Genomic DNA, 13059 nt, shown 5'->3' with positions numbered 1-13059 from the left:
GTGTGAATATCCGTTAATACACTGCTTTCAAGAACTTCCAGCTGTAAATATTCGGCTGGTAAATCTGGATACTTGGACAGAAGCCGATCCAGATGATCGATAAATCCTGGCCACTGCAGATGATGAGCCGAAATATTAACGCTGATTTCAATTTTTCTATCTTGCAGATGAAAGCTTTGCAGTTGTTTCAGGGTTTGATCAATAACCCAGTTACCAATACGAATATCCAACTCAGTACCTGCCACAGAGCTTAAAAACAATGCAGGTTCCAACATACCTTGCTGCGGATGATCCCAGCGTAATAAGGCTTCTGCACCATAAATACGACCATTACGCATATTAATTTTGGGTTGGTAAAACAGACAAAACTGATTGCTGTTAAAGGCTACATGCAAATTATCTAACTGACTTTGCTTGAGCAAAATTTGCTTGTCATGCACGGCATCAAATATCGAATAACGATTTCGCCCCGTTTGTTTGGATTGATACATGGCTTGGTCAGCATGGCGCAGCAAGGTGTCAGCATCAGATTGATCCAGCGGATAAAGGGTTACACCCATACTGGCACCCAATTGAATCGTATCGCCATCAATACGATATGGCAGTTGAATGGTACGTAACAGTCTGCTGACCAGACGTTCGCAGTGTTCCACAGAGCTGATGTCATTGAGCAAAATTGCAAACTCATCACCACCTAGCCGTGAGGCGGTGTCATCCAGACGAATACATGCTTTGATGCGCTGAGCCACTTCAATCAGCACTTGATCGCCTATTTCATGACCATAGGTATCATTAATCGGTTTAAAGCCATCCAGATCGAGAAATACCACACCCAGCAGGCTGTGCTGACGAACACTATGCGAAATGGCTTGTTGGAAACGGTCGGCGAATAACGTGCGGTTTGGTAGCTGGGTGAGCATGTCATAATGCGCCATCATTTCCAGCGCATGTTGTTGTTCTTTGATTTCGGTAATATCTGAAAATAAACCCAGGTAATGCAAGGTATCACCTTGATCATCCATTAAGGTGGATATCGTCAACAATTCAGCAAAGAGCTCGCCATTTTTGCGACGATTCCAGATTTCTCCCTGCCAATAGCCTTTATCTAGAAGGTTTTGCCAAATATCGCGATAAAAAGATTCGCTATGCTTTCCTGATTTGAGTATGGAAGGTTGTTGATTTACCACTTCCTCACGGCTGTATCCGGTGATCTCACAAAAGGCTGGGTTGACATCGACAATTCTGCCATCGGGATTAGTGATCAGAATGCCTTCATGTGCCTGATTAAACACTCGACCCGATAATTTCAGTTTTTCTTCGGCTAGTTTGCGTTCACTGATGTCATAAAAAATAGTAATAAAGATATTCGCCTGACCATCTTTAATTGCTGTGCTGGAAATTAACACTTGTTTAGCTTGCTGTTGGTTGGTGGTGACTTTAATTTCAGCCGCTTCGCCACGGTAGGGAAGTGGTTGGCTCTGAACTTGTGCCACAAAACTATCCCAATGTTGTTTGCTGCGTTGGCTAGAGACTAGATCGGGGTAAGCTTTTTCTTGCCAAACATTCAGGCTGGGTAGGTCCTCCAAGGTGTAACCAAAACTATCAACAAACGCTTTATTTACATAGTGAATCTTGGTTTTTCCATCACTCAGCATATGCGGGATAGGCGAGGCATCGATGATACTGCGTAATTTAGACTCATTTCGGGCTAAGGCTTGGCCAGACTGTTTAAGCCGGTAGATCCAGAAAGCAAATATCAGAATAATTAATGCTATCGTCAGCAATATTTTGATGAGCGTTGCTTGAGAAATACCGCTTTTAATCGACAAGCCCATCCAGGTTTGTTCGATGCGTTGTTGCTCTTCGACCGAAATGCTATTCAGGACTTTATTTATGATGGATTGCAGATGGGGATGAGTGGGATTAATGCCCATTCGGTAAGCATTGTATTGTTGAGTCTGTCCGGAAAACTGCAAATTGATGAGATTGGCTTTTTTGATAGCATAATTGGCATATGCGGCATCACCAACATAAGCATCGGCTTCACCAGTACTGACCATTTTTAGAGCATCGAGCGTGGTATCAGTAAGTAGCAGCTTTATTTCAGGATAGTTACGAGCCAGATTTTCTTGAACGTGATAGTTCTTCTCGACAGCAATAGTTTTGCCGTTCAGATTGGTTAAATTGCCGATATAACCAAAGCGATTTGCGTTGACGATAACCACTGGATTGGTGATATATGGTTGGCTGAACAGTAAATACTCTGAGCGTTCTGGACTCATATGCAGGCAGGACAGCATATCTAATTCACCACGTTGTGCCATCGCAATTATTTCATGCCAAGGCTTATCGTCAATAATCTCAAATTCGACTCCGAGCTTGGCTTGTAAAAGCTGAATATATTCGGCAGCGAGACCTTGATAATTACCCTCGCTGTTGATCCATTCATAAGGCGCAAAGTCTCTATCAATACCCAATTTAATGATGGGATTTTCCTCCAACCAGCTTTGTTCTTCGGGAGTGAGTCGCAATGCAGCATTGGATTGGTAGATAAAACCTTCTAATTGAGCTTCGGATAGAGGCGGCGCAATATTGAGTCGTGCGTATATCTGAGCACTGTGGCGAAGTCGAGCCGGGTCTAATTTCCCCAACGGAATCAGATCGGGCAAGATCAGTTTTTGGATTTCTCTTGCTTCATGTTGTAGTTGTTCGCGACTGGCCTGACTGCCATATTCATTGATAATTAAATCAATAATTTCAGTCGGATTTTCCAGCGCATAGCGCCAGCCTTTTAAAGAGGCTCGACGAAACCGTTCAGCCCTACCGGGGTTAGTGCGAAGCTCTCTATCACTGGTAAATAAAATATCGCCGTAAGAATCAAAACCATAGCTTTGAGGGTTAATGATATTAACCTCAACACCTAGCTGCTCCAATGTGAAAAGCTGATCGGTTCGGTAAATTGACATTGCATCAACCCGATCATTGATCAGGCTATCAAGTTGCTGATCTTGTGCAATGAGCGTGTAGTCTTCAGGGGAAATTCCGGCATCAGCAAACATTGCGAGAAAAACGGCATCGTTTCCAGCCGAATCATCAAACATGATGCGTTTACCAATCATTTCGTAGGGGCTGAAAATACCTGACTGGCTTTTGCTCACGAGTACTAAGGCATCATGTTGAAAAATAGCAGCCAGGGCTCTTATTTGATTTCCATCAGCATATTCTGCCAACAAGCCCACTCCACCAATGCCATATTCTGCACGCCCGCTGGAAACTTCACTAACTACGCTGATACCTGGAGGGCGTTCACGTAACGTGACTTGCAACCCTTCTTGCTGGTAATAACCTTGTTGGATGGCCGCATAATAACCGGCGAATTGAAATTGATGCCGCCATTTAAGCTGCAGCGTAACTGATTCAGTCGAAGCCGCATAAACTTGACCGAATAAGCTGCCAAACAGCATGAACAGCAACAACAAAGTAAATTTGTGAGGTGTGACGTTCATCGGATCCGTCTTCAAATAGCTTGCAGATAATAACAAGAATTGGCGTTTGTCGGCGGATTAATAGGATGCTCGGAGAGTTAATGAATGACTCTAACTACTTTAACCTATGTTAAGGGTTATTGCTTAACAAACTTTTGTTTTTATGGCGGGTTTTTTTGCGGAACAATAATTGTTCAGGAAGATACGCTAAAAATAGCAAAAACAGCGCGATACCCGCTGGAATTTGACTTAAATCCGTTTGACGTAAATGACGTTGTGAAAAGTCATCGTGTGTTATAGCCGTGTACAACTCATTGGCTGACTGTAAGTGATGGTAATGAAGTTTTGCTGGTTCAGCCAATGAAGTTAAGTACTCTTCTTTGACGTTGGAAAGATGTTCATTACCTGCCTGACTTTGATTTCCCCATGGTGCATTTCTGGGCACATAACCTTCAATTTTGCTGGGATCTTCAGGCAAGCCAAAGGTCGTACCCTGTGGCACATCTTCAGCGGTATAAAAACCGATTTGAATGCCTTCTTCATCATATTTGGGTATCCGGCTTAACGCATGATCACCGGTGCCGACAACTACCCCTTTGATTGGGCTGCGATTTTCTTCGGAAAATTGCAATTCTGCTAAGTCGGGAGCATAGCGTGAATTCATCGGCGGAGCTTCTTGACCGTCAGTAAAGAACACCAATGTGGTGTTAGCTATTTCAACAGTTCGCATTAACTCAATCGTATTGGATAAAGCCTGAATGATATTGCTATCTGCAACCCAAGCCATACGCCAGTCGATTCGTTTAATGCTTTCACGAATTTCAGGATAGTCCGCACAGACCTCCATCGGGGTATAGAGCAATGTTGGCATACGTTCTGTAAACACACCTAAACCAACACGGGAGCCACAAGGGAGTTTTTGGATAGCAAGTAATGCATCTGCTTTGACTTTTTCCAACCGACTTATCGGATCGCCATTATTATTCTGATAATCCTGCACATTCATGCTGCGGGTGATATCAATCATGAAAAAATAGTCATATTTTTTGCTAGGAAAAGGCAGGTTTGGCATTAAAACGGCAACGAGCAACAGTAATGCTGAACTAAAAAGTAACCAAGGTGATTTCATTAGATACACTTTTTACGGCAGACCAATGGGAAAGCCAGGCATGGCTGACCATAATTCGGTACTGGCATCCTGCGATTCTTCACTGATAGTGACATCGCCCAGCGGCAAGTCTCTAGAAAGCCGTTGTGCAGCCTCTAGATTGTATTTTGCTTCCCAAAAGGACGGCTGGTTTTTTAAGGCAGATCGGTAAAAATCTTTTGCGACATCTGCCATCGCGACAGCGCGGTCAACGGACAAGTTTTCAGCTAAATCAATGGCTTGAGTTAAATACAGATTGCCAAGGTTATAGTGAATATGCACTAGCTGTGGTTTATCAGCCAGACGTTCAGTACCACTGTATGTCTCTACTGCTTCATCAAATAAATTTAATTTACGTTGCAGATGAGCGTAGGCGATCCTCACTTCAGCGGATTGCATATTCAATTTTTCAGCATCAATCATTTCGCCCTGGTTAAGCATGGCAATTTGTTGGTTTATTTGCTGATGTTGTTGCAGGGTATAAATACTGAAAACTAATCCACAAATAACGAGAACGGCTAGTAAGCTAATTAAATAAATAAGTTTATTTCGATTCAGATAGATCATTTAGCCTCCAGTGCCTTGATGCCAACTAACATGAGAACAGCAAGCAGTGCGCTTAAAAAACACAACCGTGTCAAATCATTACGTGGAATGAGTTCGTTATAAACCAGTGGCAAGCTTTCCAGATCATCTAATTGATGGATAGCAGCCTCAAGAGATTCTGGGGTATCAACTTCATAAGCGTGATATGGAATGGGTAATGTACGGAAAAACTGGTCAAGGTATCGCTCAGGCATCACCCGGGGATTATCATCTTGGGGTGAGCCGGGTTCAGAAGTGATACCTAAACCGTTTTCAGTACGCAGGAAAAACCAATACAAACTAACTTGATAGCGTTCAAACCACTCACGAAGCACACGTTGAGCACGATGATCCAAAGTGGCAGCACCATCTGATACCAAGACGATAACGCGAGAGCCAGTATGTGGTTGGTCTTGAAAGTAACTCAGCCCCATGCCCAACCCTTTTGCCACATTGGTAAATGCGAGGCCTGGACTCGTTAAGCTATTTATTGCAGCTTGGGTGGCAGATTTATGTTCGGTTAACGGGCTGATAAAAAAAGGCTGAGTGCTAAAACCCACGACACCAAATAAATCATGTGGACGTTCATTCACAAAGTTGGACAACAAGCGGCGAGCCACCTGACTTTTGGCTGGTGTATCTTCATCAGGTACTTTGCCACCAAACGTTTCATTCATACTGGCACTTCTATCCAATACAAACACTATGTGTGCACCGGTACCGGTACGGGTAAAGGTCTTTTCAGTTTGATATAGGCCAGCCAGACCCAACACGATACTGGTAAAAGCTAACATGCCTAACAGTTTAATCAGACGGTTGATCCAACGGGTTGCATCGGAGACGGGCAGTAACCGATTCCAGCTGCTCATGCGTTTTCGGAAAATACCTGCCAGTAATGGCAACACAGCCAATAACAATAAAATAAGTGCCCATGGATGGGCAAAGGCAATGTTCATGATCTTTTCAGAGCCAGTTTTTCTGCACCGGCTAATTGTCTGCAAAGTGACAGTAATTGATCAAAGTCGCCTGGCCCAGCTTTTTTCTCATCTGCATAAAGTGTTTCGGCGGATAACTGATAAAAGTTATCAATCTTATCTTGATACGAACGTAACTCTGGATGTTGTATTACAAATTCTTCTATTTGATGTGCGAATAAGGCATGTTTTGCACGACGATTAAAAGCCCTATGAACCGCTTGTAATGCTTGGTTAAAAGCAGATTCTTTAGCATGATATTTACGAAGTTTTTTGACTTCATGATATGCCTGCTGGAAAGGTGAGCGTATAAAGGAGAATAGATAACCTTTTAGGCTTAACCATAACAACGTCAGTAGTAGTAGGGAACTGGCTAAAACCCATATTTGTTGTTGTAGGCCGGAGGTTGGAATAGTGGTTGGACGTAAATCCGCTTTCATGAAGGCATTTTGATTTGAATCACTGGCCACGCCGCGAGGCGCAATTTCTTTAAGTGGAGACATGGTGAAATCCCATGCCGGGATGGTGATTAGTTCCGCTTTATCACCTGCATTAAAACGCACAGTTAATGCAGGAATAGTTAATGCTCTAACATCCAACGGGGCATAGAATGTTTGAAAAGTGAAATGTAATCGATAGCGCCGAATCTGACCATTTTCAGCAATCTGTTCATAATCACTCTTAATCAACTGTAGCCAGTAATCTAATTCACCATTTGGCGGCAACGAAGCGGGTGTCAAACTGTAGTTAGCCGGTACTTGAATGACATAATAATGCTCGATGATATCGCCAACCAAAAGGCCAAAATCCCGGCCGAGCGATTGCTCTACAATGCCAATGCGAACTTCATCGGCATTAATGGGGCTGGTAAATAGTAAAAATAACCATAAAACGCTGAAGCCTATTTTATTCATTTTTTGTTTTAACAGCGGATTAATGACCATGGAAAAACTCACTCAAATGTTGTGCTGAAAACTGATCAACCATCCAAAATGCTCTGCTGTTATGACGTTGAAACTGATTATTAAGGAATATTCTTCGGTCAGCAAAAGTCGCTTCAATGAGTCTTTTTTGCTTTGGGGTGACAAAAATTAAACGATTTTCATCGGTCTCAGCATCTCTAATTTGCACAAACCGCCATAAAGGAAAGTCTTCATATTCAGCTGAGCGCCAGACGACAATCGGAACCAAATAGTGTCCTGATAATGTGTTCAATATCCGGTAGAGCTTTTCATTACTCCAGTGAAAATCTGAGATCAGAAAAATCAAAGAGCGACGAGCGGGTAATAATCGTTCGAGATGAGAAAAACCTTCAGCCATATTATGACTTTGTGAGTGATATTGAGCCGCAGAATAATGTTTCACTAACGAGTCTGAATCGGTCAAAGAAACAATAGATTCATTAAATAAATAGCTTTGATAATTGTCATTTCTCGCAGCTACGGAATAGGCGATGCTTGTTTCCGTCGTGCCCACTAAATCCGTTTTTCCTGGAATAGCCATTGAGTCAGAACCATCAATAAAACTAAGCACGTCAAGCTTGCTACGTTGACGAAAGGTTTTGACATAAATAGATTCAAACGGATCCGTAACGCTTGCTGACAGATCAATACGGGCAGGATTGGGGTCTGCTAAAAAAGTAGACTTTTTGTAGAAATCGCTCCCTGGTCCCTGACGTTTGCTTTTATGCTCACTTTCACGCAATGCGTTGAGCAAAAAAGGCGTTTTATAATCAAAAATAAGGTGTTGAATATCACGCTGCATCATGGGGATGGAATGGTATTTAGTACACTGCTGATCAGTTCTTCAATAATAGCTTCGCCGTTATAGTTGTATACAGGATTAATAAAAATTCGGTGTTTGCCGATGGCTCGTATGACGGCATGAAAGTCCTCAGGTGTAACGTTATTACGTTGTTTCAACCATGCGTGAGCACGAGCACTTCTGGCTAAATAACTAATTCCGCGTGGCCCCATGCCGCCTAAGACTAACTTTTCAGTATCAATATCACTGATTTTAATATCATAATCCTGAGGCCTACGAAGGGCTTGGCATAAATGATAGCCATAATCCTGAACCGTTTCACTGGCATGAATCTGAGCTTGAATTGTTACGGCAATATCGTTTAATTGATTAAACGGTAAAACTGCTTTGTCAGCGCTTTCAACCAATTTATCGGCATCGTAATAGCGCGTGTTAAACATTAATTCTTTAAGCTGAGCTTCCGCTTTAGGCTGCTTTATATGGAGTTCCATCATAAATCGATCACGGGCTGCGGCTGGTAATTCAAACGTTTCATCTTTTTCAATACGGTTACGATCTGCAAAAACCTGTAAATGCGGAAAATGAAATGTTTTATTAAAAGCGCTGACACTACGTTCGGCCATGACTCGGAGTAGCAAAGAATGCACCTGAGGTCTTGCGCGATTAATTTCATTAAAGAAAAAGATGGATAAATCTTCGCCGTGCTTAAGTAATGGGCCTTCATTGACGGCTGGTTTACCGTCGCTTGCAATATGAGTGTAATAGACCAAATCATGAGGCATTAAATCAATAGTGCCTTCTATACGTTCAAAATCGCCACCCAGACTCTCGGCAGCGGATCTCAGTAAAGTAGTTTTACCGACACCAACATCTCCTTCCAGCAATATGTGACCACGACAAAATATGGCCACTACCATCAATTCAATGATGTGTTCCTGGCCTAATATGGTTTGGTTAATATTCTCTTGGAGGGTGGAAGCTTTTTGATGCCAATCGTGAAGAAGGTTATCTGAATTTACAGCGACATTGCTCATGATACTTATTGCCTGAACTGACGGTCGTGGTCAGTAATTAAAAACAAAAAGAGGCCAGTCTTATCGACTGGCCTCAGCTTGGGTTTAGTAAGACCACTTACCCGTTTTTTTGAAATTTTCTACACGTTTAGCATTACGTGCTTCCATAGATTCCATTGCACTGGTTTGTTTATCCAGTTCAGCTTGGCTATGTTTTGGATCATATTTAGATCCTTTGATTTTTTCAGGAAATCCTGGTTTAGCTTCCCAGCATTTTCCTGACTCTTGGCATTTTGTGCCATCGTAAGCCATTGCTGACATTCCGAAGGTTAACAATAATGCTGTCGCGCCAGTTACGGCTAATGTTTTAATTTTCTTCATATTTCTCTCCTTTTGGTTTTGACAACATAATGTTTGATAGCGTGGTTGCCCTGAGCTGGCTGATGCCAAGCTATCAATCACTAATCTTTAAAATCTGTCTTGAGACCCATTTAAACCATTAATTATTAATGTGTTTTATTAAAGTTCTCTAAAGCTTCTTTGAATTCTGCTGGTACTTCTGCAGGAACTAGGTTGGCGCGCTCCTCTTCTGATAGCCATAATGCTTTTTCTGGCTCGTCCCAATAAATGCTTCGAACGTAGGCCATAACATGCAGGATTTCATCAATACTCAAATTATTACGTTGTGGTCCCATCATCGAGCGGGCGCCATCATAAATAATTTCGAAAAAGCCTTTATCGTGCCTTCCTGCAGGATAAGTCCAATATGCATCACCCAGAGCTGGACCAAGTTTGCCTTCAGCATGGTGACCATGGCAGCCAGAACAGGCTGTCATAAAGAGATCTTGACCCACTTTGATGGCTTCTTCATCCTGGTTATAAAGGTTTTCGGCTGTTTCCATAAAATGTTTTACAGCTTCAGTTTCTTCGCCTTTCTTACCGAAAGAAAAGTCAATCAGAACACCAGTTGTCGCATTTCTGAATTGCACCTGAGCTTCAGCAGTCATTGGCGTTAAGCTGACAGCTGTGAGCATCGATAAACCCAGTAGACAAGCTGTTTTACTTGTTAAAATCTTTACATTTTTAATCATAGTGTTTGAGTAATCCTGTTGAATTAAAAGAGTCTGCATGACAAAGCATCAAAGCAGTGGAATCCCTTCTTTTTTGAGGATGGCATTTATCTTGGGTGCTGCATCTGCCAACCCTTTATTAATTGCTTCAAGTAAAGCTTTGTCATCTTCACGGACGGCTACGGATTGATCATAGTGCTGAACAATACCTTCACCACTTTTAAGCTTGCCAAATTCAGGTGCTACAACCATTTCTAATGGCGTGTTTGAATCACGTACATAACGGGCTACTTCTGGTGCCCAAAGATGTGCAATATCGCCATTGCCGGAAGTTACTTCCCCGATCAATTTAGATGGTTCCAAACGAATATATTTATTGCGAGGGGATTTGAAGCCGGATAAAGATTTGGTGTAATTGAAGTTACCTTCATATTTACCCACTTCTCGTAACATCACTTCTGATGGGCTACCCGGAACCACAACAAAGCGATTCAATTTTTGAATGTCAGGACTGTTCCAGTCGCTGATTTTGAGGTTTTTATCCTCACGGTAAACAAATACATAGCCAGACTTATAGTAAGGTTGGCTAGTCGCAACACGTGGGTCATCGGTATCGACGCCCATGACGACATCACACTCATTTCTCAATAAATGTTCTGTTACTAGAAAAATCGCTGCTTTGTCTGACCAAACAAATTCCAAAGGCATATCCATGCTTTCAGCCAGAGTCTTGGCGATTTCATTTTCAAAACCTTGCTGCTGCGTATTTGAATAAGGCATTTCGTTGCCTGCCGCACAGACTTTTAATGTTTCAGGTAATGCATTGTTTGCTTGTGCAGGGTTCAGTACTGTAAGAAGTGATGCTGCCAAAATGCTGCATTGCGTTAATAGTTTAGTACTGACCATCTTCTTATTGATTTTAGAATTGTTTTTTAGCATGTCTTACACTCTCAGAAGGGGCTGGCAACACAATCTTTGTGTTGCCAGCCGGATTGAATACAACGATATAACTTGATGTAACTAAAGTTATAAAGAGCGTCAGTGATTACATTTCGTACTCACCAATACTCAGATCGTCGTAAGGTCCTTTACCATCCAGAGCAAAGACCATCAGACCACCACCCATTTGAGTGTTACGTGCCAGTTCTTTAAAGGCACCTACAGCACCCAAACCAGCAGATGGGTCATTCAAGTCAAAGACCAGACCAACAGCAGGCCAACCACCTACACCGTAGTTAATGGCAACATACTGAATACCATTGTGGGTGTATGTCATTGGATGACCGATAGCGCCAGAAGGAAGTTTGAATTTCCACAGCAAATCACCGTTGTCTGCATCACGAGCTTTGATGAAGCCATCTAATGTGCCGTAGAAAACCAGGCCGCCAGCGGTTGCCATGGTGCCACCCCAGATTGAGAATTTTTCCATTTTTTCCCAAGCGAACTCACCAGTAATGGCGTTGTAAGCTTTAACCTGGCCAGAACCAATACCACGTTGACGATCACCTTTAGGTCCTGGGTAGCTCCATACGTTTGCACCTACGAAGAACTGACCTGCACGGTATGGCAACATGAACGGTTCCCAATCCATACAAAGATGGTTGATACCTAAGTAGAAGTTTTGTCTTTCAGGATCGTAAGAATCCATACCTTGGTTGTGGAAACCCATAGCTGAAGGACAAATGTCACGTGAACGGTGACCCATTCTGGTGCTGAATTCTGGATCACGAATCGGTAAACCTGTTTCCAGATCAACTTTTTTCACCCAGTTTGCAGTGTCATCCATTTTGTCTGCAGAAACCAAATCACCTGTTTCACGATCCAGCGTATAGATAATGCCGTTACGATCTGGGTGAGTCAGTAATTTACGCATTTTGCCTTGTTTGTCTTTTTGCTCAGAAAGCATCATGACGTTAACGCCAGCGTAGTCCCATTCATCATGTGGTGTTTTTTGGTAACCGAATTTAGCTAAACCGGTATCCGCATCACGACCCCAGATAGTCATGGTCCATTTGTTATCACCAGGACGCATGGTTTCGTTCCAAGGTGCAGGGTTACCTGAACCGTAATAGAACATTTCTAAATCAGGATCGTAGGCATACCAACCCCAGTTAGTACCACCACCGATTTTCCAGGCTTCATCTTCCCAAGTTTTCAGACCCAGATCTTTTTGACCATAATGTGGATTGGCACTGTTGAAATCTTTTGCTAAACCAATTTGATCATCAGGTCCAGTAGCATACCAACGCCATACCATTTCACCAGTGTGGACATCGAAAGCTGTGACATAACCACGAACACCTAATTCAGCACCAGAAGAACCTTGGATAACCAAGTCTTTTACAACAAATGGTGCTTGTGTTTGCGTTTGACCAACACTGATATCACCATTCTCAACTTGCCAATGAAGTTCACCAGTTTCAGCGTTCAATGCTACAACATGACCATCAAGCTGACTTTTCACGATCATTGCTGGTGTTTTATCGTCGCCAGGCCAATAAGCCAGGCCACGGTTAACTACGTCACAACATGCAACTGCACGAGCAGCTGGATCTTGTTTTGGTTTATGTTCCCAGACGATAGTGCCTGGATCTTTCAAGTTGATTGCAAAAGTGTTGTTTGGAAACGGTGAATGAATGTACATCATGTCACCAACAACCAAAGGCGCACCTTCATGACCATTTAACACACCTGTGGAGAATGTCCACGATGGTGATAATTTACTGACGTTCTTTTTATTGATTTGTTTTGAAGAACTGTAGTGGTCAGCAGAATAGTTTTTACCCTGCATAACCCAGTTAGCTTCGTCTTTTTGAAGTTCAACCAGCTTATCATTGGCGAATGCAGCGCCTACTGTCATCATGCCGATGACAGAGCTGACCAATGCAGCTGAACCGGTTTTAGATAACCGGCTTAGTTTTTTCTCTCTCATATATCCTCCTATTTTAACTGGATGTCAGCTTGCGCTGACCCTGTGTCTCAGCACACATTCGAAAATGCGGCTGTGCACCGGTGATATCA

Annotated in this window: 11 protein-coding genes; all 11 read right to left on the bottom strand. The window is 42.6% G+C overall.

All coding sequences use genetic code 11. The annotated features are described in order from the left end of the window. A partial coding sequence (locus ACN0V2_RS11020) for a diguanylate cyclase domain-containing protein (protein ID WP_417550866.1) occupies positions 1-3506 on the bottom strand: 3506 nt, incomplete at its 3' end. Positions 3507-3615: 109 nt separating this feature from the next. Next, positions 3616-4614 carry a vWA domain-containing protein gene (locus tag ACN0V2_RS11015; RefSeq protein ID WP_417550865.1) on the bottom strand — a complete coding sequence of 333 codons (999 nt, stop codon included), beginning with the start codon at positions 4612-4614 and terminating at the stop codon, positions 3616-3618. 12 nt (positions 4615-4626) lie between these two features. Next, positions 4627-5199 (bottom strand): MxaK protein, encoded by a 573-nt coding sequence (locus ACN0V2_RS11010; RefSeq protein WP_417550864.1) that lies wholly within the window; start codon positions 5197-5199, stop codon positions 4627-4629. Continuing rightward, complete coding sequence (locus ACN0V2_RS11005) at positions 5196-6173, bottom strand: vWA domain-containing protein (RefSeq protein WP_417550863.1); 978 nt, start codon at positions 6171-6173, stop codon at positions 5196-5198. The genes ACN0V2_RS11010 and ACN0V2_RS11005 overlap by 4 nt, the downstream gene beginning before the upstream one ends. Next, positions 6170-7135 (bottom strand): hypothetical protein, encoded by a 966-nt coding sequence (locus ACN0V2_RS11000; RefSeq protein ID WP_417550862.1) that lies wholly within the window; start codon positions 7133-7135, stop codon positions 6170-6172. Before ACN0V2_RS11000 ends, ACN0V2_RS11005 begins: the two co-directional genes overlap by 4 nt. Continuing rightward, positions 7125-7958 carry a hypothetical protein gene (locus ACN0V2_RS10995; protein ID WP_417550861.1) on the bottom strand — a complete coding sequence of 278 codons (834 nt, stop codon included), beginning with the start codon at positions 7956-7958 and terminating at the stop codon, positions 7125-7127. Before ACN0V2_RS10995 ends, ACN0V2_RS11000 begins: the two co-directional genes overlap by 11 nt. Then, positions 7955-8989: an AAA family ATPase gene (locus tag ACN0V2_RS10990; RefSeq protein ID WP_417550860.1), complete on the bottom strand. Its 1035-nt coding sequence runs from the start codon at positions 8987-8989 to the stop codon at positions 7955-7957. The genes ACN0V2_RS10995 and ACN0V2_RS10990 overlap by 4 nt, the downstream gene beginning before the upstream one ends. 84 nt (positions 8990-9073) lie before the next feature. Further along, positions 9074-9349 carry a methanol dehydrogenase gene (locus tag ACN0V2_RS10985; RefSeq protein WP_417550859.1) on the bottom strand — a complete coding sequence of 92 codons (276 nt, stop codon included), beginning with the start codon at positions 9347-9349 and terminating at the stop codon, positions 9074-9076. Positions 9350-9474: 125 nt separating this feature from the next. Continuing rightward, the gene (moxG, locus tag ACN0V2_RS10980) at positions 9475-10059 is read right to left on the bottom strand and encodes a cytochrome c(L), periplasmic (RefSeq protein WP_417550858.1); all 585 of its coding nucleotides are present in this window, start codon (positions 10057-10059) and stop codon (positions 9475-9477) included. 48 nt (positions 10060-10107) lie between these two features. Further along, positions 10108-10977, bottom strand: a complete 870-nt coding sequence (gene moxJ / locus ACN0V2_RS10975) for a methanol oxidation system protein MoxJ (RefSeq protein ID WP_417550857.1) — start codon at positions 10975-10977, stop codon at positions 10108-10110. A gap of 106 nt (positions 10978-11083) precedes the next feature. Further along, positions 11084-12970, bottom strand: a complete 1887-nt coding sequence (locus tag ACN0V2_RS10970; RefSeq protein ID WP_417550856.1) for a methanol/ethanol family PQQ-dependent dehydrogenase — start codon at positions 12968-12970, stop codon at positions 11084-11086. Positions 12971-13059 lie beyond the last annotated feature (89 nt).

The organism is Methylophaga sp., from assembly GCF_048266885.1.
Lineage (GTDB): Bacteria > Pseudomonadota > Gammaproteobacteria > Nitrosococcales > Methylophagaceae > Methylophaga.
The sequence above is the reverse complement of the archived record's forward strand: the minus strand, read 5'-3'. Positions and strand labels throughout refer to the sequence as shown.

Bases quoted from the DNA above. Each gene is read 5' to 3' on its own strand.
- ACN0V2_RS11015 (WP_417550865.1), bottom strand. From the start codon at position 4,614: ATGAAATCACCTTGGTTACTTTTTAGTTCAGCATTACTGTTGCTCGTT.
- ACN0V2_RS11010 (WP_417550864.1), bottom strand. From the start codon at position 5,199: ATGATCTATCTGAATCGAAATAAACTTATTTATTTAATTAGCTTACTA.
- ACN0V2_RS11005 (WP_417550863.1), bottom strand. From the start codon at position 6,173: ATGAACATTGCCTTTGCCCATCCATGGGCACTTATTTTATTGTTATTG.
- ACN0V2_RS11000 (WP_417550862.1), bottom strand. From the start codon at position 7,135: ATGGTCATTAATCCGCTGTTAAAACAAAAAATGAATAAAATAGGCTTC.
- ACN0V2_RS10995 (WP_417550861.1), bottom strand. From the start codon at position 7,958: ATGATGCAGCGTGATATTCAACACCTTATTTTTGATTATAAAACGCCT.
- ACN0V2_RS10990 (WP_417550860.1), bottom strand. From the start codon at position 8,989: ATGAGCAATGTCGCTGTAAATTCAGATAACCTTCTTCACGATTGGCAT.
- ACN0V2_RS10985 (WP_417550859.1), bottom strand. From the start codon at position 9,349: ATGAAGAAAATTAAAACATTAGCCGTAACTGGCGCGACAGCATTATTG.
- moxG (WP_417550858.1), bottom strand. From the start codon at position 10,059: ATGATTAAAAATGTAAAGATTTTAACAAGTAAAACAGCTTGTCTACTG.
- moxJ (WP_417550857.1), bottom strand. From the start codon at position 10,977: ATGCTAAAAAACAATTCTAAAATCAATAAGAAGATGGTCAGTACTAAA.
- ACN0V2_RS10970 (WP_417550856.1), bottom strand. From the start codon at position 12,970: ATGAGAGAGAAAAAACTAAGCCGGTTATCTAAAACCGGTTCAGCTGCA.